The 26,384-nt window shown below is 50.8% G+C and carries 24 protein-coding genes; 16 read left to right on the plus strand and 8 right to left on the minus strand.

All coding sequences use genetic code 11. The annotated features are described in order from the left end of the window. Positions 1 to 122: 122 nt before the first annotated feature. Both trmB and PT300_07990 read left to right on the plus strand, forming a co-directional pair. Positions 123 to 842: a tRNA (guanosine(46)-N7)-methyltransferase TrmB gene (gene trmB / locus PT300_07985; GenBank protein ID MDF7680532.1), complete on the plus strand. Its 720-nt coding sequence runs from the start codon at positions 123 to 125 to the stop codon at positions 840 to 842. Then, the gene (locus PT300_07990; GenBank protein MDF7680533.1) at positions 842 to 1,570 is read left to right on the plus strand and encodes a DUF2884 family protein; all 729 of its coding nucleotides are present in this window, start codon (positions 842 to 844) and stop codon (positions 1,568 to 1,570) included. Before trmB ends, PT300_07990 begins: the two co-directional genes overlap by 1 nt. 7 nt (positions 1,571 to 1,577) lie before the next feature. Here the strand turns inward: PT300_07990 and hemW are convergent, their stop codons facing one another. Genes hemW through PT300_08015 form a run of 5 tightly spaced genes read right to left on the minus strand, consistent with a single transcriptional unit; the run spans position 1,578 to position 4,903 of the window. Further along, positions 1,578 to 2,732, minus strand: a complete 1,155-nt coding sequence (gene hemW, locus PT300_07995; GenBank protein ID MDF7680534.1) for a radical SAM family heme chaperone HemW — start codon at positions 2,730 to 2,732, stop codon at positions 1,578 to 1,580. After that, entirely contained in the window at positions 2,725 to 3,318 is a 594-nt protein-coding gene (locus PT300_08000) for an XTP/dITP diphosphatase (GenBank protein ID MDF7680535.1), read from the minus strand. Before PT300_08000 ends, hemW begins: the two co-directional genes overlap by 8 nt. A gap of 12 nt (positions 3,319 to 3,330) precedes the next feature. Then, complete coding sequence (gene yggU / locus PT300_08005; GenBank protein MDF7680536.1) at positions 3,331 to 3,621, minus strand: DUF167 family protein YggU; 291 nt, start codon at positions 3,619 to 3,621, stop codon at positions 3,331 to 3,333. Next, positions 3,618 to 4,181, minus strand: a complete 564-nt coding sequence (locus PT300_08010; protein MDF7680537.1) for a YggT family protein — start codon at positions 4,179 to 4,181, stop codon at positions 3,618 to 3,620. The genes yggU and PT300_08010 overlap by 4 nt, the downstream gene beginning before the upstream one ends. An 8-nt stretch (positions 4,182 to 4,189) precedes the next feature. Beyond that, positions 4,190 to 4,903 carry a YggS family pyridoxal phosphate-dependent enzyme gene (locus tag PT300_08015; GenBank protein ID MDF7680538.1) on the minus strand — a complete coding sequence of 238 codons (714 nt, stop codon included), beginning with the start codon at positions 4,901 to 4,903 and terminating at the stop codon, positions 4,190 to 4,192. A gap of 16 nt (positions 4,904 to 4,919) precedes the next feature. Between PT300_08015 and PT300_08020 the strand changes: the two genes are divergently transcribed. From PT300_08020 to PT300_08040, 5 genes are all read left to right on the plus strand, one after another. Beyond that, positions 4,920 to 5,900, plus strand: coding sequence for a type IV pilus twitching motility protein PilT (locus PT300_08020; GenBank protein ID MDF7680539.1), 981 nt, complete (start codon positions 4,920 to 4,922; stop codon positions 5,898 to 5,900). Between the two features lie 238 nt (positions 5,901 to 6,138). Further along, positions 6,139 to 8,859 (plus strand): hypothetical protein, encoded by a 2,721-nt coding sequence (locus PT300_08025; protein MDF7680540.1) that lies wholly within the window; start codon positions 6,139 to 6,141, stop codon positions 8,857 to 8,859. Positions 8,860 to 8,879: 20 nt separating this feature from the next. Continuing rightward, on the plus strand, positions 8,880 to 9,620 hold the full coding sequence (locus PT300_08030) for a hypothetical protein (GenBank protein MDF7680541.1): 741 nt from the start codon (positions 8,880 to 8,882) through the stop codon (positions 9,618 to 9,620). 67 nt (positions 9,621 to 9,687) lie between these two features. Further along, complete coding sequence (locus PT300_08035) at positions 9,688 to 10,479, plus strand: glycosyl hydrolase 108 family protein (GenBank protein MDF7680542.1); 792 nt, start codon at positions 9,688 to 9,690, stop codon at positions 10,477 to 10,479. 28 nt (positions 10,480 to 10,507) lie between these two features. Further along, positions 10,508 to 11,659 carry a hypothetical protein gene (locus PT300_08040; protein ID MDF7680543.1) on the plus strand — a complete coding sequence of 384 codons (1,152 nt, stop codon included), beginning with the start codon at positions 10,508 to 10,510 and terminating at the stop codon, positions 11,657 to 11,659. Here the strand turns inward: PT300_08040 and PT300_08045 are convergent. Next, positions 11,650 to 12,344, minus strand: a protein-coding gene (locus tag PT300_08045) for an IS1 family transposase (protein ID MDF7680544.1) whose coding sequence is annotated in 2 segments (ribosomal slippage) — positions 11,650 to 12,095 and positions 12,095 to 12,344 — 696 coding nt in all. Because the reading frame shifts where the segments join, the coding sequence is not laid out codon by codon here. The two genes, PT300_08040 and PT300_08045, sit on opposite strands and share 10 nt — an antisense overlap. A gap of 319 nt (positions 12,345 to 12,663) precedes the next feature. On the opposite strand from PT300_08045, the gene PT300_08050 reads away from it, so the two are divergent. Beyond that, on the plus strand, positions 12,664 to 13,158 hold the full coding sequence (locus tag PT300_08050; protein ID MDF7680545.1) for a YfbU family protein: 495 nt from the start codon (positions 12,664 to 12,666) through the stop codon (positions 13,156 to 13,158). Between the two features lie 204 nt (positions 13,159 to 13,362). Continuing rightward, complete coding sequence (locus PT300_08055; GenBank protein ID MDF7680546.1) at positions 13,363 to 15,198, plus strand: SLC13 family permease; 1,836 nt, start codon at positions 13,363 to 13,365, stop codon at positions 15,196 to 15,198. Positions 15,199 to 15,232: 34 nt separating this feature from the next. Here PT300_08055 and yfbR read toward each other — a convergent pair whose 3' ends face one another. Beyond that, positions 15,233 to 15,829, minus strand: coding sequence for a 5'-deoxynucleotidase (gene yfbR / locus PT300_08060; GenBank protein ID MDF7680547.1), 597 nt, complete (start codon positions 15,827 to 15,829; stop codon positions 15,233 to 15,235). 64 nt (positions 15,830 to 15,893) lie between these two features. After that, entirely contained in the window at positions 15,894 to 17,111 is a 1,218-nt protein-coding gene (locus PT300_08065; protein MDF7680548.1) for a pyridoxal phosphate-dependent aminotransferase, read from the minus strand. 654 nt (positions 17,112 to 17,765) lie between these two features. Between PT300_08065 and nuoA the strand changes: the two genes are divergently transcribed. The 7 genes from nuoA to nuoH all read left to right on the plus strand — a co-directional run bounded on the left by nuoA (position 17,766) and on the right by nuoH (position 26,371). After that, positions 17,766 to 18,212: an NADH-quinone oxidoreductase subunit NuoA gene (gene nuoA / locus PT300_08070; GenBank protein MDF7680549.1), complete on the plus strand. Its 447-nt coding sequence runs from the start codon at positions 17,766 to 17,768 to the stop codon at positions 18,210 to 18,212. A gap of 15 nt (positions 18,213 to 18,227) precedes the next feature. After that, entirely contained in the window at positions 18,228 to 18,902 is a 675-nt protein-coding gene (locus tag PT300_08075; GenBank protein ID MDF7680550.1) for an NADH-quinone oxidoreductase subunit B, read from the plus strand. Positions 18,903 to 18,991: 89 nt separating this feature from the next. Further along, positions 18,992 to 20,800, plus strand: a complete 1,809-nt coding sequence (gene nuoC / locus PT300_08080; GenBank protein MDF7680551.1) for an NADH-quinone oxidoreductase subunit C/D — start codon at positions 18,992 to 18,994, stop codon at positions 20,798 to 20,800. 2 nt (positions 20,801 to 20,802) lie between these two features. Beyond that, positions 20,803 to 21,303 carry an NADH-quinone oxidoreductase subunit NuoE gene (gene nuoE / locus PT300_08085; GenBank protein ID MDF7680552.1) on the plus strand — a complete coding sequence of 167 codons (501 nt, stop codon included), beginning with the start codon at positions 20,803 to 20,805 and terminating at the stop codon, positions 21,301 to 21,303. Continuing rightward, the gene (nuoF, locus tag PT300_08090) at positions 21,300 to 22,637 is read left to right on the plus strand and encodes an NADH-quinone oxidoreductase subunit NuoF (GenBank protein ID MDF7680553.1); all 1,338 of its coding nucleotides are present in this window, start codon (positions 21,300 to 21,302) and stop codon (positions 22,635 to 22,637) included. The genes nuoE and nuoF overlap by 4 nt, the downstream gene beginning before the upstream one ends. A 33-nt stretch (positions 22,638 to 22,670) precedes the next feature. Continuing rightward, positions 22,671 to 25,397 (plus strand): NADH-quinone oxidoreductase subunit NuoG, encoded by a 2,727-nt coding sequence (nuoG, locus tag PT300_08095; protein ID MDF7680554.1) that lies wholly within the window; start codon positions 22,671 to 22,673, stop codon positions 25,395 to 25,397. Next, positions 25,394 to 26,371: an NADH-quinone oxidoreductase subunit NuoH gene (gene nuoH, locus PT300_08100; GenBank protein ID MDF7680555.1), complete on the plus strand. Its 978-nt coding sequence runs from the start codon at positions 25,394 to 25,396 to the stop codon at positions 26,369 to 26,371. Before nuoG ends, nuoH begins: the two co-directional genes overlap by 4 nt. The last annotated feature ends 13 nt before the right edge of the window (positions 26,372 to 26,384 follow it).

A 26,384-nucleotide genomic window follows, 5' to 3' on the forward strand; every position in this document is an offset into this window, starting at 1 on the left:
CAACAACTCCGCAATAACGATAATAGAGTGGTTATTGCAGCATATGACAACAGGTGTGTAAACCCTTGCATCCCTTAAGTAACTTTGGATAATGCCCACTTTCACTAACAGACTGAATGATTATGAAAAACGACGTCATATCTGCCAAATTTGATCAAAACGGTCGCCCGTTGCGCCGTATTCGTAGCTTTGTCCGTCGCCAGGGCCGCCTGACGAAAGGACAACAATATGCGCTGGAGACCCTTTGGCCTGTGATCGGCGTTGACTTTAACGATGCCTTTATCGATCTTCCGGCGCTGTTTGGTCGTGAAGCGCCAGTGACACTGGAGATCGGCTTTGGCATGGGGACTTCGCTGGTGACAATGGCGAAAGCCGCGCCGGAACAAAATTTTCTCGGTATTGAGGTTCACTCACCTGGCGTCGGCGGATGCCTGGCGCTGGCTGAGCAGGAAAGTGTACAGAATCTGCGCGTGATGTGTCATGATGCGGTCGAAGTCTTGCAGAGGATGATCCCGGATAATTCGCTGAATTGTGTGCAGCTCTTTTTCCCTGATCCGTGGCATAAAGCGCGGCATAATAAACGGCGGATCGTGCAGGCGCCGTTTGCCGAACTGGTGAAAAGTAAATTAAAGCTGGGAGGGATTTTCCATATGGCGACAGACTGGGAAGCTTATGCTGTGCATATGCTGGCAGTGATGTCATCCCTGGAGGGATACCGTAATCAGTCGGTCAGCCACGATTATGTCCCGCGTCCCCCCTCACGTCCGATAACTAAATTTGAACAGCGCGGCCATCGTCTTGGTCATGGTGTATGGGATTTAATGTTTGAGAGGGTCAAATAATGGTCAGCAAGTATTGCCGTGGGTTACTGGCACTATCTCTTTTTCTTACCCTGTTGCCCGCCTGGGCGCGTTATCCGTGTCCGGTCATGTTACGTGACGATATCATCCTGACGCCGCAGCATGTACAGGTGAAAGGTGAACATGGCGATCTGCTGATTATGCCGGACGGCAATCTGAGCTGGAATGGCAAACAATACCCGCTGACAGCCACACAACATGCCCTGGCGCAAAATTACCAGAGCGAACTGCGTCATAACCTGCGCTGGGTTGATGACGGGATACACAGCCGGGTGGAGAAGGGACGTCAGATGCTGAGTGAGATCATAGCTCAACAGGCAGGTAACAGCAGCACGATGCAGGATCGCCTGTCCCGGCTTGATAGCCAGCTTAAAATGCAAATTAACCGTGTGATTGAACATCGCCATGAGGGGCTGGCATTTCACTATCAGGCTATTGATAAGATACGTGCCGATGGTCAGCAATTGATTAACCAGGCGATGGGCGGACTGCTGCAGGACAGCATTAACGACGCCGGAATCAAGGCTGCTGGTACAGGGGAGGGCAATGGGCTAAAGAGCATGCTTAGCCGCTTCGCTCATCTGCAAACCGCGATTCAGAATGGGTGGCATCAGCAGCAAGCTGATGTTCGCCAGTTTGGTCAGGATGTCTGTCAGCGTATCGCGCGGCTGGAAAAGCGCCGTGAGGCGCTGGTTAACTCGTTAAAATAGTCGTCTGCTATTGATTCCGTGGCTCATCGTCAGCCAGAAACAGGGTCAGTAATGTGTTTAAAAACAGTTTACCCTGCTCGGTTATCTGCCAGGACTGGGGCTGTTCCGTCAGATATCCCTGGGCGATAGCGGTATCGATTTGCTGGCGGATGGTGCTTTCATCAAGACCGGTATAGCGGCTAAATTCATCGCGCGGTGCCGCTTCCAGCAAACGAAAACGATTCATAAAATATTCGAATGGTTTATCTGCTGTGGTCACATAGTGCTGGCGCTGGCGATAATTTCCGCGCATATAGCCCCTGGGATGGCGCGTTTTGGCGACCCGCAGGATCTGTCCATCGGCAAATGTCACCTTAGCATGTGCGCCGCAGCCGATGCCGAGGTAGTCACCAAAACGCCAGTAGTTCAGATTGTGCTGGCACTGATACCCCGCTCTGGCGTAAGCAGAAGTTTCATATTGCTGATAACCTGCGGTGATCAGCAATTGGTGCCCCTGGGCAAAAATATCCCATAATTCATCTTCATCCGGCAATCGGGGCGGTCGTGAGCCGAACAGGGTATTCGGTTCGATCGTGAGCTGATACCACGAAAGGTGGGGAGGACGAAGATCGATCGCCTGACGCAGATCATCCAGTGCCTCAGCGCAAGATTGATCCGGTAAACCATGCATCAGATCGAGGTTAAAACTGCGCAATCCCAGACGGCTGGCCAGCGATGCTGCCCGTTTCGCTTCGGCAGCATCATGAATACGGCCAAGACGTTGCAGTTTTTTGTCGTTAAAACTTTGTACCCCGATAGAGAGGCGATTCACCCCTGCATGCTGATAGCCGACAAACCGCTCTGCCTCGAGGGTGCCGGGATTGGCCTCCATCGTGATCTCGGCATCGGCGGCAAGGGGGAGCGTAGCGCGCACACCATCAAGCAAAGTCTGGATCGCTATATCGGTGAGCAGACTCGGCGTGCCGCCGCCGATAAAAATGGAGCTGACTTGCCGCCCCTGTAGCCAGTCGACATCCGCACGCAGATCATTCAGCAGGTGCTGAACATACTCATCGCCAGGTATTTCGCCTTTTAGCCCATGTGAGTTGAAATCACAGTAGGGGCATTTCTGTACGCACCAGGGAATATGAATATAGAGACTGATCGGCGGCAAATCAGCCATGACGTAGTGCTTCCAGTAACTGTTTTAGTGCCTGCCCACGGTGGGAGATGGCGCTTTTCTCTTCACGGCTAAGTTCGGCGGCTGTTTTCCCGGCGCTGGGAACGAAGAAAATCGGGTCATAACCAAAGCCACCGTTACCGCTCATTTGACGGGTAATACTGCCCTGCCAGACGCCATGACAGACGATGGGAACCGGATCAGACGCATGGCGCAGATAGACCAGAACACAGTGAAATTGTGCCTGACGCTGGTTGTCCGGGACATCCTGCAAGGCGGTCAGCAGTTTTTGTACATTTTGCTGGTCGCTGGCGTTTTCTCCGGCGTAACGCGCGGAATAGATCCCCGGTGCGCCGCCTAATGCCGCGACTGCCAGGCCGGAATCATCCGCAATGGCGGGCAACCCGGTGATTTCTGCCGCATGGCGTGCTTTCAGAAGGGCATTTTCGATAAAGGTCAGCCCGTTCTCTTCGGCGGAATCGACGCCGAGATCGCTTTGCGCAACAATATCAATACCCACTGCGGCAAGCAGTGAGTCCAGCTCACGAATTTTTCCCGGATTACTGGTGGCGAGAACAACTTTTTGCATGATCGACCTTGTCTATTTTATCAGTGTTGCGATGAGTGTCGGAATTTGTTGCGGCTGAATGATTTTTAGCTGCTTGTGACGCCCGTTTTCCCCTCTTTCTATTTGTACCTGACTTCTGGCGACCCGGAACTGCCTGGCGAGGAATTTTACCAGATGAGCATTGGCCTGACCGTCCACCGGCGGAGCGGTAATGGCGATTTTGATCTCATCACCATGTTGTCCGACGATCGTGTCACGGCTGGCTTTGGGCTGGATATATAAGCGCAATCTGAGCCCGTCATCACAGACTTCAACCGCACTCATGAGGTCAGCCATATACCGGGTAGCAGAACGCCGGTGGTCTGTAATAATTCCGTGATCCCCATATTCAGCACATACAACAGCAACACCAGCACCATCGGTGAGAAATCGAGGCCACCAGTTGCTGGCAGCCGATTGCGGATAGGGCGTAACAAGGGTTCAGTTAACTGAATAAATACCACCTCAACCGGGCTGCGTCCCTGGCTTACCCAGCTCATTAGTGCCATTAACAGCAGAACCCAGAATATCAGCAATCCGATAGTCTTAAACAGGATCAGCAGCGCCGAGATCCAGATCAGGGGTTGCAGGGTGATGACCATAAATAGCAGGATCGCTTTTATGATACATAACACAAAGGATATTAATAATGAGGCGCTATCAATAGGGCCTATCGCCGGAATGAAACGTCGCAGTGGCCCGACGATCGGTTGTGTCGCTTTAACAACAAACTGAGAAAAGGGGTTATAAAAATCGCAGCGAGCCCACTGCATCCAGACCCGCAGTAACGTGATCATGGTGTAAATCTCAATCACGGTTAGCAGTAAAAAAGTCAACGTCTTCATGGTTTTCCTTAAATTCCTTTCGGTTTGCTGTAGTCGCGTGCACCAAAGATCGCAGTACCAATACGTACCATCGTGCTGCCTGCGGCAATGGCCGCTGCCATATCATTTGACATTCCCAGAGATAGCGTGTCGATCTGTGGGTAATCTGTTTTCAGGCGTGCAAAGGCCTGAGCCATTTTCTGCGCGACGGCAAACTGCCGATCATAGGTTACTTCGGGTTCCGGGATGGCCATCAACCCGCGTAACCGCAGATGGGGTAGTTCAGAAACGGCGGCTGCCAGCGTATCCAGTTGTGATAACAGAATGCCCGATTTGCTCTGTTCATCGCTAATATTTATCTGGATCAGAATATTAAGCGCTGAGAGATGTTGCGGGCGCTGCTCACTCAGTCGGGTGGCAATTTTCAGCCGATCGACGGTATGACACCAGTCAAAATGTTCTGCCACCAGACGACTCTTGTTGGATTGCAGCGGGCCAATAAAGTGCCACTGCAGATGTCCGACGCCGAGCGCCTGAAAATGGCGGATTTTTTCTATGCCCTCCTGTACATAGTTTTCGCCAAAAGCCTGTTGCCCGGCAGCAATAGCCTCTGCAATCATGCTCGCAGGTTTCGTTTTGCTGACTGCAAGCAGTGTCACTTCTTTTGGATCACGGCCGCACTGTACAGCGGTTGTTGAGATTTTGTCCCTGATTTGTGCCAGGTTGTATGCAATATCGTTCATATTCTGAGGATAAGTTATGGATCTGGAAGAAATCGTAACCCTTAGTGTAAAGCATAATGCCTCTGATCTACACCTGTGCAATGCGACAGCTGCACGCTGGCGTCGGCAAGGCAAACTGGAAGCCGCGCCTTTTGATACTCCCGATCTCGCGCAGTGGCTAACTCACTGGCTCAATGAGCAACAGTTAGCATGCTGGCAGGCTAACCGGCAGGTGGATTTTGCCTTAACGCTTGCTGGAGGACAGCGTTTGCGAGTCAGCGCATTTTCTCATACCCGGGGCATTTCGCTGGTGTTACGTATTCTGCCAGAAAACTGTCCCCGGCTGGCAGAACTCGGCGTGCCCCAGGCATTACCGGAGCTGTTAAATGAAGAGAGCGGCTTAATTCTGGTGACCGGGGCGACTGGCAGTGGTAAATCAACGACACTGGCGGCGATGGTCGATCATCTTAATCGGCATACGGATGGCCATATTCTGACGCTGGAAGATCCAGTCGAGTTTATCCACCAAAGCGATCGCTGTCTGATCCAGCAGCGGGAAATCGGGGGACATGCTCCCTCTTTTGCCTCTGCACTGCGGGGCGCGTTGCGTCAGGACCCCGATGTTATCCTGTTGGGTGAGTTACGTGATAGCGAAACGATCCGTCTGGCACTGACGGCCGCCGAGACCGGTCATCTGGTGATGGCGACACTGCATACCCGGGGTGCGGCTCAGGCGGTTGAACGGCTGGCCGATGTCTTCCCCAGTCAGGAGCGGGCACTGATCCGTACTCAGCTGGCGGGTAGTTTATGTGCCGTGGTGGCACAAAAATTACTGCCAGCAACCTCAGGAGGACGCGTGGCCCTCTATGAACTGCTGATTAACACGCCCGCCGTCGCCAACCTGATCCGTGAGGGGAAAAGCCATCAGTTAACGGGGGTGATGCAAACCAGCCAGCAAGCAGGCATGTTGACCTTTAGCCAAAGTTTTCAGCAACGGGTCGCTGCAGGGCTGCTATAGGTGCTCCTGCCGGGCGCTGGCGAAGTTTTTCTACTCCCTGTTGTATAGCGTTTTCGCTAAAAACCTACGGGAAAAACAGGTGGCTTAAATTAACCATGGGTGATGTCTTGACACTTACCACACCCGTAATACGATGGTCAAAATTAAACACGATTCCGCCGGTAATTTCATCATGAAGATATCAGGCTGTCTGGTGCCAGCCAGTGGATGGGGCAGTGAATAAAAGGGAGGGTCCATTATGACTGCCAGGATGCCCGGAATCAGCTTTCCCGTCCCCGCGAATAAAAACGGTCATCCCTTTTCCTCAGCGGAAGAGCTGCTGGCGGTACTCGCCGGGGAAAGCTCAGGCCTGTATCTGGTGGGCTGTCAGGGGATGTGGCACGGGGGTATTCACATCACCAATGCGACGGTGCCCTGGTGTGCCCTGAGCACGGACAGCGAAGAGGAGCGTAAATACTGCCGTGAGCTTTATAAGGGCGAGCAGTTTATTCGCTGTATGGCGGATGGTGAGATTGTTGCCTGGCGGATATGTGAGAGCTATGAACGTGCCGGGATTGACTGGCGTAATGAAAAACTGCTGCTTTCAGACTCCTTTGTGCTGATAAAACACTATCTCCAGCCGGGAGAGAGTACAGCAAGCGGGCTGACGTTTTACACGCTGTATATGCACCTGGCACCGTACAGTGCTTATAAACAGCCGGGCGGCAGTTCAGACAGAAAGGTGGCGGGAGTCCAGCGTTATTACCTCAGTGCGGATGATGTGCAGGCAAAGCGGGTGGCGGGAAAACTGGAACAGGATACCCCTGTCACGCTGGGTGACAATACAGTGAGCCGCAGCAGGGACCAGCGCCAGTTTAGCGAAGTGACGCTGAAAGCCGCGGTGAGAAATGCAGAAGGAGAGGAACTCCCGGCGGGAACCAGAGTCTGGACGGTGTCAGACCGGGGAAGTCTGAAAGCAATGGATTCTGTTCCTGTTCCGTCATGGTGGGCAAAATGCGCACCTGCCTGTACCGCTCAGCCGGAAGGTGTGGTGAACTGTACCTCACGGACGGACTGGGCATACTATCTGAGCCGTGATGATGTACTGCAGAATAACAAAGCGGGCAAACTGGCGGCAGGTTTTCCGCTCTCTTACGAACCTGGCAACACGGCCCAACAGGTTACCCGTCCGGGCGGGAACCCGAATGAAGAGGCGCGGACATTCAGTCTGGTGACTCTCGGTCGCGATAAGGACAAACTGAAGAAGGGCGACCGGGTGTGGGTGGTATCAGACGGCGACAGCCTGACCCCGGTTGTGCCAGCGGCATCGGGTGGTGAACAGGGATTTAATACCGTGTGTGTACCACCGCAACCTGTCCCGGTCAGTGCCGGAGACGGTCTCGGGCATATGGGCTTTTATCAGCTTCCGGAAGAAAACGGCAAACTTTCGCGCTACCAGGTGCATATCGAGTGCCTGAGCATGGATGATATGGAAAAGTTCCTCACTAACCCCGGCGGAGTGGGGGTGGATACGCCGGTGTATCTGACCTGGCAAAGAGAAGCGCCGCTGTATGAAAAGGGCGAGCAGGGAATGGCTGCGGGCAGCCGGAAAACCCGGACATCGGGCGTGGTGACTCTGACAAAAGTGCCGGGTGCGGATGTGCAGGGAAAGATACTGCCGGATAACCATGATGCGGCTTATTTTCAGATACGTCAGGAAGGGGGCTGGTTAGCGGCGGCCAGTGTACAGAAAGTGGCGCAGTATGCGCCGGGCGAACTGGGATTTGTGACGCTGAATCAGGCGCCGGAGAACTTTGACCTGATTGATGGCTTCAGGCGGCCGGATAATATGGTAAAGGGGATACTGGAGCATTTATACCAGGCAGCACAGGAGGAAACGCGCATCACACACATCCTGAACAAGTACAACTACCAGTGGCTGCTGGAAAGGATTGACAGTAACCGGGATGGTTATTATTCGGAGCAGGAGTACCTTCAGGCGATACATAATATCTCTTACCGCGACCATCTGTACCGTATCATCGTCAGGCATGCCAGTGAATGGTATTACGACAAGGGTGATGCGCTGCGGAAAAATTATCTGGATACCTTAACCCGGGACGCCCCGTTATGGAAAAAATATCTGGAAACGTTTCTGGACAGGATGACGTGGATGAAAGCCTTGTCTGGCAAGGGAGTGAGCCTGGGGCCGGAAGTCTGGCATATGCATCCGGTGGTGTTTCTGGAGGCGCTTAGGGATAAAAAAGGTACTATCCATATAACTCTGGACATGCTTTATTACGTCTTCAATGAGTTAAATTCACCTGCAAAACGTCTTTTTCTTCAGGAAATTGCAGATGAAATTAATAATCATGCAAGTGAATATAAATTAGATAACATATTAAGAGTTAATCATTTCTTCGCGCAAATAAGAGAAGAAATGGGTGGTACAGCCAGTCCTGTTGAAAGTCTTAATTATAGCGAAGAAGGTTTAAAGGCTAATTTCAGATATTTTAAAATTAATCCTGTAGAAGCAAAAGAATACTCATATACAAAAGTTAATGGAAGAATTACAAAACATGCAAATGAAACTGCGATCGCTGATAGGGTGTATGCAAATAGATTAGGGAATAGAGATATTTCGTCAGGTGATGGCAGTACCTACAGAGGCAGGGGAGGTATTCATCTTACTGGAAAAAATAATTATCAGGGGTTCACTGATTACTATAAAGAATACTGGGGTGATAATGTTGATTTTATAAATAATCCTTCTTTACTTGAAGAAGGAATCTACTGTGTACGTTCGGCCATTTACTTCTGGCTTCGTGAAAAACTTTATGAGCTTGCCGATCAGGGAGATACAGATGCAATAGTAGATAAAATTACAGCAAAAGTGAATCTGAATACAAACAGTTATGCAAAACGACGGAATCATTTTAGACGAATTAAATTAAATGACATTTTTAAAGATGCTTTTTAATTAAAAATCGAGGTTAATAGATGACTACAATAAAGGCGGTTTTTGGTGTTGTTACGTTATGTCTGAGTGCTTATGCTACAGGCATGCCATATGTTGTAAGTAATTATAAAGGTCATATTGAAAAATATCCTGTGCATATGTCACTCCAGTATTATGATTTCGGTAAATATATAAACGTTGAGGGGAGTTATTATTATGATAATCACAGGTCTCCTATTGCTTTATATGGTATAAATGAATCGAATTCAATTATATTGTGTGAGGCTGTTAACGATGAAAATGTTTATAAATATATGCTCAGGGGGGAGGAGTATGATATTTCAAAATGCCCTTTCAGATTAACGCGGAACACTTCGGGTTTATCGGGTGAGTGGCGTAATGAACGGTCAGTATTGCAAGTGAATTTAAAGGAAATGGTCAGGTTGAGTGATGATGTGGTAACTGGAGCGTCTGAAGAGCTTGATATTCCATTCTGGGGACAGACTAAGCGACATAGTTTTATTGGTATTTATGAGATGGGTATTAAAGGTATTGTAATTAATAAAGTGAATGTTGTTGATAAGAAAAATGGTGAGATAATTCAGGTTATCAACCCGCAGTTAAATAACTGTAACTTTGGTTTTTATATGACAACTATTTTTCAAAATATAGAGAAGGATGGTTCCCAAATTAGTCTAAATTGTTATAGTATTAGACCGGAAGTGAGTGTCAATTATCGCTTTAATAAGAAAAATTCACGCTACAATATTGTTAATAAGTAATATTGAATATATACCGTAAGACACTATCCATGTACTCAATAAGTACAACTACCGGTGGCTGCTGGAGATGATTGACAGTAACCGGGACGGTTATTATTCGGAGCAGGAGTACCTTCAGGCGATACATAATATTTCTTACCGCGACCATCTGTACCGGATAATCGTCAGGCATGCCAGTGAATGGTATTACGACAAGGGTGACGCGCTGCGGAAAAAATATCTGGAAACGTTTCTGGACAGGATGACGTGGATGAAGGCTTTGTCTGACAAAGGGGGAAGACTGGGCCCGGAAGTCTGGCATATGCATCCGGTGGTGTTTCTGGAGGCGCTTCGTGTAAAAGAAAGATGTAGAGAGCTATTCTCTAAAATATCCAGAGTCATACTTCGACATGAAGGGGGATATATTAATGATCCAAATGATCGTGGTGGTGAGACAAATATGGGAATCACTATTGCGACCTGGAGGGCGTACGCCCCTATTGATCTGGGAATCGAAGCTACTTCTGACACTCTCAGAAATATTACCAGGGAACAAGCAGAAATCATTTATTATAATCATTATTGGGAACCTAAAGGATTCTGTAAGCTTGAAAATATCAAGATAGCCTTGATGGTTTATGATTGGACAATTACATCAGGTCGAGCCATTAAACAAATACGAAAAATGCTTCATGATGAATACAATAATCATCTAATAGTGAATAATATAATGGATGATGACATGATCCATTGTATAAACGCGGTTGAAGATCAGGAACAGTTGCTGTCACGTATTGCAGAAACCAGAAAGGACTACTACCGTTCTTTAACCATAACTAACGGTGAACCTAATACACAGATTAGATTCCTTGATGGCTGAATAAATAGAGTTAATGATTGTTTGAGGGGTGAGATATGAAAAAGATATTATTTTTTTAGCTTTCATTTCATTTTATTCAATGGCTAATTTTTCCGGTCATTGGGTAAATGAGAACGACTCACAATCGCTAACACTGGATTTAGTCGAAGATGGTGCTCATCTTACTGGAAATTATTGCTTTATAACTAACAACGGGAATAGAATTGACTGTTCTGAGGGTAATGACAGGAATATTAATGGTATAATAAAAAATAATATTGGAGTTGTAGACTTTGAAAGTACATTTGGGGGTATTGGTCAGGCAACCATATCAATTGAAAGGGATATGCTTAAATATACTATTACTAATTCCACCCCATTTGTAAATGCTAACATGTTTGTATCTGAAGTAATATTATTTAAAAAGTCAGTGCAAGTCTCAGTAAAAGAATCCTCAGCACATAAAAAATACGATGCTGATATTATAATTCGATCAGCAACTGGAGGGAGCTTAATCTTTTCACAGAAAAAAAGTGGTGGACATTATGATGAGAATTCACACGGTAATGCATGGGGTAAAATTGTTTTTTCCAGTAAAAATTACTCTGCTGATCTCAGTTGGGATGACCGGTATTACGTCGAAAATGGTTCTTCAGAACTCTCGCCTTCCGGGAGATATCTGATTGTTATTAGTGTATCAGGTGGATTTGTTGAGTTCGGAGATGGAACTTCGGAATATAAAGACAGAGCTTATTGTAGTGTTGTTGATATGAGTAATGGGTGTATTGTAAGCGACTGGGATGGATGGGCATGCTCGTATACCTGGACTGGAGGGAAAGATGTGCTGGCCAGTTCTGAAGAAGCTGATGCTGATATTTTTGATTTTAAATCTGCGCGACCTGCAATCAATAAAATGATAAGTAAACTTTCTTTGCTTGATACCACAGAAGCAAGAAATATGCTTCGTTGTGATGCTCCCTCCAGAGAAAATATAAATAAATATCAGCAATTAGCGCGGGAAAATAAAGATAACAGAAAAATTGTCCAGAATGCAATATTATCATTCTTATACAATTGCAAAGAGGAGTCATTAATTAATAAAAAAGCAAGTTTATTCTCTGCTCCGGACAATAGCAGTCAGACTAAAAGTTACCTGATCCCGGGTGATGTATTCAATGTGTTTATTTCGTCTCAAACATAATATTCGCGCTCAATAAAAGTACCAATGATCCTGTCATGCATTTCAAAAGATTTAGAGTACCCCAGTGTCTTACGATTCAGTCGCTTTAACCGGTTACGCAGATTCAGGTTTTCCCGTTCAATCCGCTGCGTGTAAAGCTTACCCCTGATATGTTTTTTATCCGGCAGTATGTCATATGCGCTGAAGTTATCGGTACACCAGAAGGCGACATGAAAACCTGACAGTAATCTCAGTAACCTGCGCAGTGTCTTTTTGCTCCTGCGCCCAAAAGTAGGCGCAATAATACGTTTGAGACGAGGCTCCCACGCATACCACAGCCAGCGTTGCTGCTTTTTACTGCCAGCAAAAGACCACATCTCATCCACTTCACAGATAAGCTGGATTTGCTGATTATCCAGCGGAAACGTGGTTACACATCGTGGGGCGAGTTTTTTAAAGTGCGGACAACGGCATTAATGCTGATATGCAGAGTCCTTGCGGTATCGCGGATACCGGCATTATTCATGGCAAGGTCAACAATTTGTTCTTTCATGCCGGGCTGGCAGGCACGGTAAGCGTAATCGACCTGGAAAGTACGGCAGCATGACTGACAGCGATAGCGCTGAAATCCAGCTTTGCCCAGACCATGCTTTTTAACGGGTTCAGTTTGTTGACAAAACGGGCATGTTACATCAATTTTAGCCATCTGGCGCACCGGTTAAAAAGAGTGATTATACAACATGATAAACACGTTGAATACATGACCCATAAAGCGTTGCTACTGAAAATATAGTTTTTCTATGCGTTGGTTGTGTATTCAATATGTTGACCATGTTGAATACACAACCCATGCTGACATGAATCGCATCGTCACGCTATCGGTAGCGCATGCTGATAGAGGGGCTGGCAGCGATCACGCAAACAGGATAGGCTATCAGCACAATCGGCATAGCCCAGTCAGCGGACAAAAGTACCTCCCTGACTGTTTTTTTATGCTGTCACCAGACTTTCTACAGGAGCCCATAATGGAAATGACTAACGCACAGCGCCTGATTTTATCTAATCAGTACAGGATAATGACGCTGCTTGATCCTGGTAACGCTGAACGTTACCGACGTTTACAAACCATCATTGAACGCGGTTATGGCTTACAAATGCACGAACTGGATCATGAATTTGGTGAGCTGAGCGAAGAAACCTGCCGGACAATCATTGATATTCTGGAAATGTACCATGCGCTGTCGGTTTCCCGCGCCAATCTGAATAACGCTGACGATATTGACCTGCGGCGGATCACTTTTCCTGGTTTTGATGTCGCCACCGAAGCGCGTTTTCTGGCATATGTTCGTTTTCTGGTTAATGTCGAAGGGCGTTATAAAGACTTTGATGCCGGGACCCATGGCTTCAACTCCCAGACGCCAATGTGGGATAAATACCAGCGGATGCTGAGCTGCTGGCATGGCTGCCCGCGGCAGTATCATTTAAGCAGCAATGAAATTAACCAGATCATTAATGCCTGACCGATCACCCTGGCTGGCGGATACCGGCTACTCTTGCTGTTCCGCCGCTGATTATTGTGCTCCATGTGTTGCTTGCTGATATCATAATAATGTCATTTTATTGTTTGTTATCACAGCGTTGCATAGATATTGCAGATATACTGCATCAAACTGATATCAAGACTGGATAAAAATTTTGCTGCTATTTTCAGACAAGGACAGGTTGTGAACGGTGAACTGATTTGGGTACTTTCTTTGCTGGCCGTTGCGGTTGCCCTCTTTGCCAGTGGGCGAGTGCGTATGGATGCGATCGCACTGCTGGTTATTGTTGCTTTTGTGCTCAGTCACACCTTAACCCTGAGCGAGGCGCTTTCCGGTTTTAGCGATCCGAACGTGATCCTGATCGCGGCACTATTCATCATCGGTGAAGGGCTGGTGCGCACCGGCGTCGCCATCAATATGGGTAACTACCTGGTGCAGGTGGCGGGCAACAGCGAAATAAAAATGCTGGTTTTTCTGATGTTTACTGTGGCCGGCCTGGGCGCGTTTATGAGTTCATCCGGTGTGGTTGCGATCTTTATTCCGGTGGTACTCAACGTCTCGGCTCGTATGAATATCTCGCCCTCGCGCCTGATGATGCCACTCAGTTTCGCCGGTTTGATCAGTGGCATGATGACTCTGGTGGCCACCCCGCCCAATCTGGTGATCAACAGCGAACTGTTACGGGAAGGGCTCAACGGATTTAGTTTCTTTAGCGTAACACCGATAGGTATGGTGGTACTGGTTCTTGGCATCATTTATATGCTGATGGCGCGTGGAATGCTGCGCGGGCGAGAAAGCGAACAGCAGCGTGATAGCAGTAAAAAAAGCACCTTTCGTGATTTAATCCGGGAATACCATTTAACCGGCCGCGCCCGTCGTCTGGCGATCCGTACCGGTTCGCCATTGATTGGCCGACGGCTGGACGATCTCAAATTACGCGAAAGATACAGCGCCAATATCATCGGCGTCGAGCGCTGGCGGCACTTTCGCCGGGTGATTGTCAACGTCAATGGTGTCTCTGAATTTCGTCCCCGTGATGTTTTGCTGATCGACATGTCCGCTTCGGATGTTGACTTGCGCGAGTTCTGTGGTGAGCAAATGCTCGAACCGATGGTGCTGCGTGGCGAATATTTCTCTGACCAGGCACTGGACGTCGGTATGGCAGAGGTGACACTGATCCCGGACTCAGAACTCATGGGTAAAACTGCCCGGGATGTCGGATTTCGTACCCGCTTTGGCCTCAATATTGTCGGAATAAAACGCAACGGGCAGGCGCTGGAAGGCGCGGTGATTGATCAACCGTTCCAGCTAGGTGATATTCTGCTGGTGGTGGGGATCTGGCGCCAGATCAGTATGCTGGCAAAACGCGGGCGTGATCTGGTGGTACTCAATATGCCCGTTGAAGTTGAGGATGCCTCACCGGCACACAGCCAGGCACCGCACGCCATCTTCTGTCTGGTATTGATGGTGACACTGATGCTCACCGATGAGATCCCCAATGCGATCGCCGCGATCCTCGCCTGTTTGCTGATGGGGAAATTTCGCTGTATCGATGCCGAAAGCGCCTATAAGGCGATTCACTGGCCGAGCATCATTTTAATTGTCGGCATGATGCCCTTTGCGCTGGCGTTACAAAAAACCGGTGGTGTCGATTTAGTGGTCAAAGGATTAATGGATGTGGCGGGCAGTAAAGGCCCCTATGTCATGCTGGGCTGTCTGTTTGTGATGTGTGCGACAATCGGGCTGTTTATCTCCAATACCGCGACAGCGGTACTGATGGCGCCAATTGCGATGGCAACGGCAGAGTCGATGCATGTCTCTCCTTATCCCTTTGTCATGGCGGTGGCGATCGCCGCCTCCGCCGCTTTTATGACACCGGTCTCTTCACCGGTCAATACCCTGGTGCTGGCACCGGGAAAATACACCTTCAGTGATTTTGTCAAAATGGGTGTTCCTTTTACCATACTGGTGATGGGCGTTTGTATCGTGTTAATTCCGCTGCTGTTTCCATTTCAGTAGCGGATATCAACCGTGAGCCGCCAGAGTTGGCGGCTCACAGCGGATCGGCGTTAATTTCATCCAGTGAGAGCTGAAAGCTGGGGACAAACACCTGCATAAAATAGTCCATCTCTTCGCTACGACGTTCCGCCAGTGTTTTTTCAAGCCGACTTTTCGCCAGTAAAAACTCATTATTGCCGGCCGCCAGCTCTTCCAGACACTTCAGGTAGGCGCAAAGCGTATCAGCCTGTTTGACGATCGCATGCTCCTCGTCACTGGCGTATTGCTCGTCGATCAGTGGCGTAAAGATATCCTGCAGTTCATCGGGCAGCATGGCGATCAGCTTTTGCTGGGCAATTTTTTCGATCGCTTTATATTCGTGCGCAATTTGTGAATTGAAATATTTTACCGGGGTGGGCAGATCGCCGGTTAAGACTTCTGAAGCGTCGTGATACAGCGCTAATAGCGCAATATGTTCCGCATTCAGCTGGCCTGCAAACTTGCGGTTCTTAATGACGGCCAGCACATGCGCCACCATCGCCACCTGCAGGCTGTGTTCCGAGACGTTTTCAGCACGCACGTTACGCATCAACGGCCAGCGGTTAATCAATTTCAGACGGGAGAGATAGGCAAAAAAATGGCTTTGATTCATAAATACCTTTGATCAGAAAAAAGCGTACCGCCAGCGGCAGAGACTGGCGGCAAGTGAAACGTAATCAGCGCTGATGATAAGTGGCGAGAAAATTGCCAAAGCGCGAAATCGCGGTTTGCAAATCATCTTCTCGTGGCAGGGTGACGATACGCACATGATCCGGCCACGGCCAGTTAAAGGCTGACCCCTGAACCAGCAGCACTTTCTGTTGTAACAGAAAGTCGAGTACCATTTTCTGGTCATCATGAATATTAAAGCGTTTGGCATCGATTTTGGGAAACATATACAGCGCACCTTGTGGCTTCACACAGGAGACACCAGGGATCTCGTTGATCAGCTCCCAGGCTCGATTGCGCTGCTCGTAGAGTCGGCCACCGGGGCCGATAAACTCATTGATACTCTGGTAGCCACCCAGCGCCGTCTGAATAGCGTGTTGGGTTGGAACATTAGCACACAGACGCATTGAGGAGAGCATCTCCAACCCCTCGATATAGCCTTTGGCATGCTTTTTCGGCCCGTTCAGCACCATCCAGCCCTGGCGGAACCCCGCCACCCGATAGGTTTTCGACAAGCCATTGAACGTCACGGTCAGCAGATCGGGGGCCAGCGCGGCAATAGAGTGATGCTGGGCACCGTCATAGAGAATTTTATCGTAGATTTCGTCAGCAAAAATGATCAGGTTATGCTGACGGGCTATTTCGACGATTTCCATCAGCAGTGCTTTCGGGTAGACCGCACCAGTAGGGTTATTGGGGTTGATGATCACGATGCCACGGGTGCGTGGGGTGATTTTAGCGCGAATATCGTCGAGATCCGGGAACCAGTCAGCACTTTCATCACACAAATAGTGAACCGCTTTGCCCCCTGACAGCGATACCGCCGCCGTCCACAACGGGTAATCGGGGGCGGGCACCAGCATTTCATCGCCGCTGTTCAGCAACGCCTGCATCGACTGGACAATCAGCTCTGAAACACCATTACCGATATAGATATCTTCGACGGTGACGTCGCGCATATTACGCGCCTGATAGTGCTGCATAATCGCTTTACGTGCGGAATAGAGACCCTTCGAGTCGCAATATCCTTGCGCTGTCGGCAGATTACGAAGAACATCGACGACGATCTCATCGGGGGCCTCAAAGCCGAAAGGGGCGGGATTACCAATATTCAGCTTCAGGATCTTATGACCTTCCTCCTCAAGACGTTTAGCTTCTTTCAGAACCGGGCCGCGAATGTCGTAACAGACATTATCTAACTTGCTGGATTTTTCGATAGATGGCATGAGTCGTTAACCTTTTAGCTGTAATCGCCACTGGCTGCACTGGCAGTCAAAGAAATTAATGTACTCTTGATTTTCAGTATTTTGAAGGGAGTCGGGTAGAGGATTGTGCTAAATTTTTGCACTAAATTTCGCCGCGAGAATGGGGGATGACGATCATTGCCATAACGACGCAAAAGTGTGATGGATGACGTGGATATCAAGGCGACTATTTGCCAGCGGCTAAAAAAACTGGTAACAAAATGTAAAGCGGAAAAATGTTGAAAATAAGATCATGCTGGTGGTGATTTGTTCCTGGATGATTAGGTTATATTTATCATATTTTTTATCGATTTACGCCTGTTTTATCACCAGTTTATCGCCAGAGATCAGCGTTTAAAATATGATATAAAAATGTTAAATCTATCCTTTGTAACTTTTTATTTCATCGTACCTGAGAGTAGAAAATTGCTATGGATCAAAAAATACGTACCATTAGGGGGAGGAATCGCCGTTAAATCCTGTCAAAATAGATGGGTAATACCGACGGAGCATTCAGGTTATGCTGGAAAACAGCCCGATTTCGCAACCTGAACGCCACCTTATTAATATTAACGCCGTGGCGTTTATCTGCCAGAAAGAGCAGAGTCGTTAACGTTACACTTTTTTGGTTAAGCAATGCGTATGTCAATATCCACTGAAGTTATCGCTCATCATTGGGCATTCGCTGTATTCATCATTGTTGCTATCAGCCTGTGTGGCCTGATGTTGCTGGGTGGCTGGTATCTCGGCGGTCGCGCACGCGCACGCAGCAAAAACACCCCCTTCGAATCGGGAATCGACTCCGTTGGTTCGGCTCGCTTACGCTTGTCGGCGAAATTTTACCTGGTTGCGATGTTCTTCGTCATCTTTGACGTCGAAGCGCTGTATCTCTACGCATGGTCAGTTTCTATCCGTGAAAGCGGCTGGCTGGGGTTCGTGGAAGCAACCATTTTTATTTCAGTGTTACTGGCCGGCCTGGTTTATCTCGTTCGGATTGGCGCACTGGACTGGACGCCAGCCCGCTCTCGTCGCACACAAGCTAATCCCGAAACCGACAGTTACACTCATCGTCATTTGCAGTAAAAGCGAGGCAACAACATGGATTATACGCTCACCCGCATCGATCCTAATGGTGAGAATGACCGTTATCCCCTGCAACAGCAGGTGACTGTTAACGATCCGCTGGAGCAGGAAATTAATAAAAGCGTGTATATGGGCAAACTGGAACACGCGCTACATAACATGGTGAACTGGGGACGCAAGAACTCCATCTGGCCTTATAACTTCGGTCTGTCATGTTGCTATGTCGAAATGGTGACCTCGTTTACCGCGGTGCATGATGTCGCCCGATTTGGTGCTGAAGTGCTGCGCGCCTCGCCCCGTCAGGCTGATCTGATGGTGATCGCCGGCACCTGTTTTACCAAAATGGTGCCGGTGATCCAGCGTCTGTATGACCAGATGCTGGAGCCAAAATGGGTCATCTCGATGGGCGCCTGCGCCAACTCCGGTGGCATGTACGATATCTACTCTGTGGTTCAGGGGGTGGATAAGTTTCTGCCGGTCGATGTCTACATTCCCGGTTGTCCGCCGCGCCCGGAAGCCTATATGCAGGCGCTGATGCTATTGAAAGAGTCCATTGGTAAAGAGCGTCGGCCATTGTCATGGGTGGTGGGCGATCAGGGGGTCTATCGCGCCAATATGCCATCAGAACGTGAGCGCAAACGGGGTGAACGCATTGCCGTCACCAACTTGCGCACCCCTGACCAGATTTAATTGATTGCCTGTGGGTGGCAAACCGGCTTCACCCGTCTATTGACGACAACAGTGAAGTGCCACCCGACAGCCACCACCGACTTTTTGCAATGGTGAACAATATGACCGAATTAAGCGCGCATAATGCCACCGCTGGCTGGCAAACCTGCGATCACCTTGATGATCCGGTGATTAGCGAATTGCGCAACCGTTTTGGCCCTGATGCCTTTACCGTTCAGCCTACCCGCACGGGCGTTCCGGTGGTATGGCTCAGACGTGAACAGCTGCTGGCGGTGGGCGACTTCCTGAAAAAGTTAGCTAAACCTTACGTCATGCTGTTCGATCTGCACGGCATGGATGAGCGCCTGCGTACTCACCGCAATGGCCTGCCTGCGGCCGATTTTTCTGTTTTTTATCATCTGATCTCCATCGAGCGTAACCGCGATATCATGCTCAAAGTGGCGGTCAGCGAAGATGATCTACATATTCCCACTTTCACCGGTCTGTTTCCTAACGCCAACTGGTATGAACGGGAAACCTGGGAGATGTTTGGTGTCGTCTTTGACGGTCACCCGAACCTGCGGCGGATCATGATGCCGCCGACCTGGAAAGGCCATCCGCTGCGCAAGGATTACCCGGCGCGGGCGACGGAATTTGACCCGTTTGAGCTGACCAAAGCGCGGCAGGATCTGGAAATGGAAGCCTTAACCTTCAAGCCTGATGAGTGGGGGATGAAGCGGGGAACGGAAAACGAAGATTTTATGTTCCTTAATCTCGGCCCCAACCATCCCTCGGCGCACGGTGCTTTCCGCATTATCTTACAGCTTGATGGGGAAGAGATTATCGACTGTGTCCCGGATATCGGCTATCACCACCGTGGTGCTGAAAAAATGGGCGAGCGGCAATCCTGGCATAGCTACATTCCCTATACCGATCGCGTTGAGTATCTTGGCGGCTGCGTCAATGAGATGCCTTATGTGCTGGCGGTCGAAAAGCTGGCGGGGATCACGGTGCCGGATCGCGTCAAGGTGATCCGGGTGATGCTCTCAGAGTTGTTCCGGATTAACAGCCATCTGCTGTATATCTCGACCTTTATTCAGGACGTCGGGGCGATGACGCCGGTGTTCTTTGCCTTTACCGATCGGCAGAAGATCTACGATCTGGTGGAGGCGATTACCGGCTTCCGGATGCATCCGGCCTGGTATCGTATTGGCGGTGTAGCGCACGATCTGCCGCAGGGCTGGGATCGCCTGTTGCGTGAGTTTCTCGAATGGATGCCGCAACGACTGAAAGCTTACGAAAAAGCGGCGCTGCAGAACACCATTCTGAAAGGGCGTTCGGTGGGGGTGGCCTCCTATCGTGCTGCAGACGCGCTGGCCTGGGGCACCACCGGAGCCGGGCTGCGTGCGACAGGGATTGAATTTGACGTGCGCAAATGGCGTCCCTACTCAGGTTATGAAAACTTTGACTTTGAGGTGCCGGTCGGTGGCGGGGTATCGGACTGCTACACCCGGTTGATGCTCAAAGTTGAAGAGCTGCGTCAGAGCCTGCGTATTCTGCAGCAGTGTCTGGATAATATGCCCGCGGGTCCCTTCAAGGCTGACCATCCCTTGACCACGCCACCTCCGAAAGAGCGCACTCTGCAGCATATCGAAACCCTGATCACCCACTTCTTACAGGTTTCCTGGGGGCCGGTGATGCCTGCTAACGAGTCCTTCCAGATGGTGGAAGCCACCAAGGGAATTAACAGTTACTACCTGACCAGTGATGGCAGCACCATGAGTTATCGCACCCGTATTCGTACACCGAGCTATGCGCACCTGCAACAGATCCCCTCGGTGATCCGCGGTAGCCTGGTCTCTGACCTGATCGTATACCTGGGTAGTATTGATTTTGTTATGTCAGATGTGGATCGCTAATTATGCACCAGAATCAACAACCACAAGCTGAGGCGTTTGAGCTAAGTGCGGCAGAGCGTGAGGCTATCGAACACGAAATGCACCATTACGAAGATCCGCGTGCGGCGTCCATTGAAGCGCTGAAGATAGTGCAGAAACAGCGTGGCTGGGTACCGGATGGCGCGATCATCGCGATTGCTGATGTGCTGGGTATCCCGGCCAGCGATGTCGAAGGGGTGGCGACATTCTACAGCCAGATCTTCCGCCAGCCGGTAGGCCGTCATGTGATCCGCTATTGCGACAGTGTCGTGTGCCATATCAATGGCTATCAGGGCATTCAGGCGGCGCTGGAGAAAAAACTGAATATCAAACCGGGACAGACCACCTTTGATGGCCGCTTTACGCTGTTGCCCACCTGCTGCCTCGGTAACTGCGATAAAGGGCCGAATATGATGATTGATGAAGATACCCACGCTCATCTGACCCCGGAACAGATCCCTGACTTACTGGAGCGTTATAAATGAAAAATATCATTCGTGCTCCCGAAACCCACCCGCTGACCTGGCGTCTGCGTGACGACCAGCAACCGGTCTGGCTGGATGAATACTGCAGCAAAAACGGCTACCAGGGGGCGCGTAAAGCGCTCAGTGAGCTATCGCCGGACGAGATCATCAGCGAGGTGAAAGCCTCTGGCCTGAAAGGGCGGGGCGGGGCGGGCTTCTCTACCGGGCTGAAGTGGAGCCTGATGCCGAAAGATGAATCGATGAACATCCGTTACCTGTTGTGTAACGCCGATGAAATGGAGCCGGGCACCTATAAGGACCGTCTGCTGATGGAGCAGTTGCCGCACCTGCTGATCGAGGGCATGCTGATTTCGGCGTTTGCCCTGAAAGCCTATCGCGGTTATATCTTCCTGCGCGGTGAATATGTCGATGCCGCCCGGCATCTGCGGCGGGCGATTGTCGAAGCCACGGAAGCGGGCTGGCTGGGTAAAAACATTCTCGGCAGCGGTTTTGACTTCGAGCTGTTTGTGCACACCGGGGCCGGGCGCTATATCTGTGGTGAAGAAACGGCACTGATTAACTCCCTCGAAGGACGACGAGCCAATCCGCGATCCAAACCGCCCTTCCCGGCGACCTCCGGGGCATGGGGCAAACCGACCTGCGTCAATAACGTGGAAACGTTATGCAATGTGCCCGCGATCCTCGCGCACGGGGTAGCGTGGTATCAGAACCTCTCGAAAAGCAAAGATGCCGGAACCAAGCTGATGGGTTTCTCCGGGCGGGTCAATAACCCCGGTCTGTGGGAGTTGCCCTTCGGCATCACCGCGCGTGAAATTCTGGAAGACTACGCCGGTGGCATGCGCGATGGCCTGAAATTCAAAGCCTGGCAGCCGGGGGGGGCCGGGACTGACTTTCTTACCGAAGCCCACCTCGATTTGCCGATGGAGTTTGAAAGTATCGGCAAAGCGGGCAGTCGTCTGGGCACGGCGCTGGCGATGGCGGTCGATGACCAAATCAATATGGTCTCGCTGGTACGTAACCTCGAAGAGTTCTTCGCCCGTGAATCCTGCGGCTGGTGTACGCCGTGTCGCGATGGTTTACCGTGGAGTGTCAAAATTTTACGCGCGCTGGAACGGGGCGAAGGGCAGCCGGGGGATATCGAAACCCTTGAGCATCTGTGTCGTTCGCTGGCACCGGGAAGAACCTTCTGTGCCCATGCGCCTGGGGCGGTAGAACCGTTACAAAGCGCGATTAAATATTTCCGCGACGAATTTGCCGCAGGCATTAAGCAACCGTCTGGCAATACCCATACTATCAATGGGATACAGCCCAATCTGCTGAATACCCGCTGGTAATATTATAAGAATGACTTATCTGGAAGCACGCTAATGGCTACGATTCATGTAGACGGCAAAGAGTATGAAGTTAACGGAGCCGACAACCTGCTTGAGGCTTGTCTCTCCCTGGGGCTTGATATTCCTTACTTTTGCTGGCACCCGGCACTCGGTAGCGTCGGGGCCTGCCGCCAGTGTGCGGTGAAGCAATATCAGAACGCAGACGATACCCGTGGCCGGCTGGTGATGTCCTGTATGACACCCGCCGCTGACGGCACGTATATCTCGATTGAAGACGAAGAAGCAAAGCAATTCCGTGAGAGCGTGGTGGAGTGGCTGATGACCAACCACCCTCATGATTGTCCGGTTTGCGAAGAAGGGGGCAACTGCCACCTGCAGGATATGACGGTGATGACCGGTCACCGTTTCCGCCGCTACCGGTTTACCAAACGCACCCACCGCAATCAGGATCTGGGGCCGTTTGTTGCCCATGAAATGAACCGTTGTATCGCCTGCTACCGCTGCGTGCGTTACTACAAAGATTATGCCGATGGCGGCGATCTCGGTGTCTATGGTGCCCATGACAACGTCTACTTTGGTCGTACCGAAGATGGGGTACTGGAAAGTGAATTTTCCGGTAATCTGGTGGAAGTGTGTCCGACCGGGGTCTTCACCGATAAAACCTACTCTGCCCACTTTAACCGCAAATGGGACATGCAGTTTGCGCCCGGTATTTGCCAGCAATGTTCGGTCGGCTGCAACGTCAGCCCCGGTGAACGTTATGGCGAAATCCGGCGGATAGAAAACCGCTATAACGGCACCGTCAATCGCTATTTCCTCTGTGATCGCGGCCGTTTTGGCTATGGTTATGTCAACCTCAAAGATCGCCCACGCCAGCCGATGCAGCGTCGTGGCGATCAGCTGATCACCCTCAGCGCCGGTCAGGCACAACAGGCGGCGGCAGACATACTACGCCAGGCGAAAAAAACCATTGCGATTGGTTCGCCACGCGCCAGCATTGAAAGCAACTTTGCCTTGCGGCAACTGGTGGGTGTCGACAACTTCTATAGCGGTCTTGCACTGAGTGAGCAGGAGCGCCTGCAAACCATGCTGCACATCCTGCGCGAAGGGGGAGTTCACACCCCGACCCTGCGCGAAATGGAATCTTACGATGCGGTCCTGGTGCTGGGCGAAGACATTACCCAGACCGGTGCGCGGGTGGCACTGGCGGTGCGTCAGGCGGTCAAAGGCAAAGCGCGGGAGATGGCCGCCGCGCAGAAAGTGGCTGACTGGCAGATAGCGGCGATCCTCAATATCGGTCAGCACGCGAAACATCCGCTGTTCGTCACCCATATTGATGATACCCGTCTTGATGATATCGCGGCATGGACTTATCGCGCGCCGGTGGCGGATCAGGCCCGGCTGGGATTTGCGATCGCCCACGCCATTGATAGCGGCGCGCCCGTGGTCGAAGGGCTAAGCGATGATCTGCAAGCGAAAATCGATGTTATTGTCCAGGCGCTGCTCGGGGCGAAGAAACCGCTGATTATCTCCGGCACCCAGTCAGGCAGCGATGAAATGTTGCAGGCGGCGGCGAATGTCGCCAGCGCGCTGAAAAATCGCGGTCAGGATGTCGGTATCACGCTGATCGCCCCGGAGGTGAACAGCGTCGGTGTCGGTCTGATCGGCGGAGGCTCGCTGGAGGCGGCGCTTGACCAGCTGGAAAGCGGGGCAGCGGATGTGGTGATCGTGATGGAAAACGACTTATACCGTCACGCCAGCGCGACGCGGGTTAATGCCGCGCTGAAGAAAGCCACGCAGGTGATCGTGGTTGACCATCAGCGCAGCGCTGTGATGGAGCACGCCAGCCTGATCCTCTCTGCCGCCAGCTTTGCCGAAGCAGATGGTACGGTGATTAGCTGTGAAGGTCGCGCCCAGCGTTTCTTCCAGGTTTATGATCCCACCTACTACGACCCGCAGATCGAGATGCTGGAAAGCTGGCGCTGGCTGCGCGCACTGTACAGTCTGGTCAACGATAATCTGCTGGACTGGACGCAACTGGATCATGTGATCGACGCGGTGGTCGCTGAGCTGCCACAACTGGCGGCGATCAAACAGGCTGCGCCGGATGCGGCTTTCCGTATTCATGGTCAGAAGCTGGCGCGTGAGCCGCAGCGTTACAGTGGCCGTACCTCTATCCTTGCCAATATCACGGTCAGTGAACCGCGTCAGCCGCAGGATAAAGACACCATGTTTGCGTTCTCGATGGAAGGAAACAACCAGCCGACCGCACCGCGCTCGCAAATTCCGTTTGCCTGGGCACCGGGCTGGAACTCACCCCAGGCGTGGAATAAATTCCAGGCCGAAGTCGGCGGTTCGCTGCGCTTCGGTGATCCGGGGGTGCGTCTGTTTGAAGCGGCGGATCAGCGGATGGATTATTTCACCACCATTCCCCCCGCTTTTGAAGCCGGGGAAGGAAAATGGCGTATCGCCCCTTACTATCGCCTGTTTGGCAGCGAAGAGTTATCCCAGCGTTCGCCGGTATTCCAGCAACGGATGTCGTCATCCTGCATCACGCTCAATCCGGCAGATGCCAGTCGGCTGGGATGGCAGCCGGGAACGTCGCTGGTCTTTCAGCTCGAAGGGCAGACATTCACCCTGCCACTGGTGATTTCGCCGGGGCTGACGGCCGGGCAGGTCGGTTTACCGCTAGGGATGCCAGGTATCGCACCGGTCTTAGCCGGGAAATATATTGATTCTCTGCAGGAGGCGAGGGTATGAGTTGGTTAACACCGGATCTCATCGATATTGTCGTCAGCGTCCTGAAGGCGGTGGTGATCCTGTTAGTAGTGGTTACCTGTGGCGCGTTCATGAGCTTCTTTGAACGTCGCCTGCTGGGATTATTCCAGAATCGTTACGGGCCGAATCGTGTCGGCTGGGGCGGCTCGCTGCAGCTGGTCGCCGATATGATCAAGATGTTCTTTAAAGAGGACTGGATACCGAGCTTTACCGATCGGGTGATCTTTACCATTGCCCCGGTTATTGCTTTTACTTCGTTATTGCTGACCTTTGCCATTGTGCCGATCACCCCGACATGGGGCGTCGCTAATCTGAACATCGGGATCTTATTCTTTCTGATGATGGCTGGCCTCGCGGTCTATGCGGTGCTATTTGCAGGCTGGTCAAGCAATAACAAATACTCCCTGCTGGGGGCGATGCGTGCTTCGGCGCAAACCCTCAGTTATGAAGTATTTCTCGGTCTGTCGCTGATGGGGGTAGTGGCGAAAGCCGGATCGTTCAATATGCTCGATATCGTCAACAACCAGGCGCATTTGTGGAATGTGATCCCGCAGTTCTTCGGCTTTATCACGTTTGCTATCGCTGGAGTGGCGGTATGTCACCGTCATCCCTTCGATCAGCCGGAGGCGGAACAGGAGCTGGCCGATGGTTATCACATCGAATATTCCGGGATGAAGTTTGGTTTATTCTTCGTCGGCGAATATGTCGGGATTGTGACCATCTCGGCACTGATCGTCACGCTGTTCTTCGGTGGCTGGCATGGCCCGTGGTTACCGCCTTTCATCTGGTTCGCGCTGAAAACAGCGTTCTTTATGATGATGTTCATTTTGATCCGCGCGTCATTACCGCGCCCGCGTTATGACCAGGTGATGTCTTTTGGCTGGAAGATATGCCTGCCGTTAACGCTGATCAACTTGTTGGTAACGGCGGCTGTCATTCTCTGGCAGGCGCAATAAGGGGTGAATTGAC

It is taken from the genome of Enterobacteriaceae bacterium ESL0689 (assembly GCA_029433525.1).
In the GTDB taxonomy this organism is placed as follows: Bacteria; Pseudomonadota; Gammaproteobacteria; order Enterobacterales; family Enterobacteriaceae; genus JAQTIF01.

Excerpts from the sequence above, each read along its gene's own strand:
- trmB (MDF7680532.1), top strand. The coding sequence starts at position 123 with ATGAAAAACGACGTCATATCTGCCAAATTTGATCAAAACGGTCGCCCG.
- PT300_07990 (MDF7680533.1), top strand. The coding sequence starts at position 842 with ATGGTCAGCAAGTATTGCCGTGGGTTACTGGCACTATCTCTTTTTCTT.
- hemW (MDF7680534.1), bottom strand. The coding sequence starts at position 2,732 with ATGGCTGATTTGCCGCCGATCAGTCTCTATATTCATATTCCCTGGTGC.
- PT300_08000 (MDF7680535.1), bottom strand. The coding sequence starts at position 3,318 with ATGCAAAAAGTTGTTCTCGCCACCAGTAATCCGGGAAAAATTCGTGAG.
- yggU (MDF7680536.1), bottom strand. The coding sequence starts at position 3,621 with ATGAGTGCGGTTGAAGTCTGTGATGACGGGCTCAGATTGCGCTTATAT.
- PT300_08010 (MDF7680537.1), bottom strand. The coding sequence starts at position 4,181 with ATGAAGACGTTGACTTTTTTACTGCTAACCGTGATTGAGATTTACACC.
- PT300_08015 (MDF7680538.1), bottom strand. The coding sequence starts at position 4,903 with ATGAACGATATTGCATACAACCTGGCACAAATCAGGGACAAAATCTCA.
- PT300_08020 (MDF7680539.1), top strand. The coding sequence starts at position 4,920 with ATGGATCTGGAAGAAATCGTAACCCTTAGTGTAAAGCATAATGCCTCT.
- PT300_08025 (MDF7680540.1), top strand. The coding sequence starts at position 6,139 with ATGACTGCCAGGATGCCCGGAATCAGCTTTCCCGTCCCCGCGAATAAA.
- PT300_08030 (MDF7680541.1), top strand. The coding sequence starts at position 8,880 with ATGACTACAATAAAGGCGGTTTTTGGTGTTGTTACGTTATGTCTGAGT.
- PT300_08035 (MDF7680542.1), top strand. The coding sequence starts at position 9,688 with ATGATTGACAGTAACCGGGACGGTTATTATTCGGAGCAGGAGTACCTT.
- PT300_08050 (MDF7680545.1), top strand. The coding sequence starts at position 12,664 with ATGGAAATGACTAACGCACAGCGCCTGATTTTATCTAATCAGTACAGG.
- yfbR (MDF7680547.1), bottom strand. The coding sequence starts at position 15,829 with ATGAATCAAAGCCATTTTTTTGCCTATCTCTCCCGTCTGAAATTGATT.
- PT300_08065 (MDF7680548.1), bottom strand. The coding sequence starts at position 17,111 with ATGCCATCTATCGAAAAATCCAGCAAGTTAGATAATGTCTGTTACGAC.
- nuoA (MDF7680549.1), top strand. The coding sequence starts at position 17,766 with ATGCGTATGTCAATATCCACTGAAGTTATCGCTCATCATTGGGCATTC.
- PT300_08075 (MDF7680550.1), top strand. The coding sequence starts at position 18,228 with ATGGATTATACGCTCACCCGCATCGATCCTAATGGTGAGAATGACCGT.
- nuoC (MDF7680551.1), top strand. The coding sequence starts at position 18,992 with ATGGTGAACAATATGACCGAATTAAGCGCGCATAATGCCACCGCTGGC.
- nuoE (MDF7680552.1), top strand. The coding sequence starts at position 20,803 with ATGCACCAGAATCAACAACCACAAGCTGAGGCGTTTGAGCTAAGTGCG.
- nuoF (MDF7680553.1), top strand. The coding sequence starts at position 21,300 with ATGAAAAATATCATTCGTGCTCCCGAAACCCACCCGCTGACCTGGCGT.
- nuoG (MDF7680554.1), top strand. The coding sequence starts at position 22,671 with ATGGCTACGATTCATGTAGACGGCAAAGAGTATGAAGTTAACGGAGCC.
- nuoH (MDF7680555.1), top strand. The coding sequence starts at position 25,394 with ATGAGTTGGTTAACACCGGATCTCATCGATATTGTCGTCAGCGTCCTG.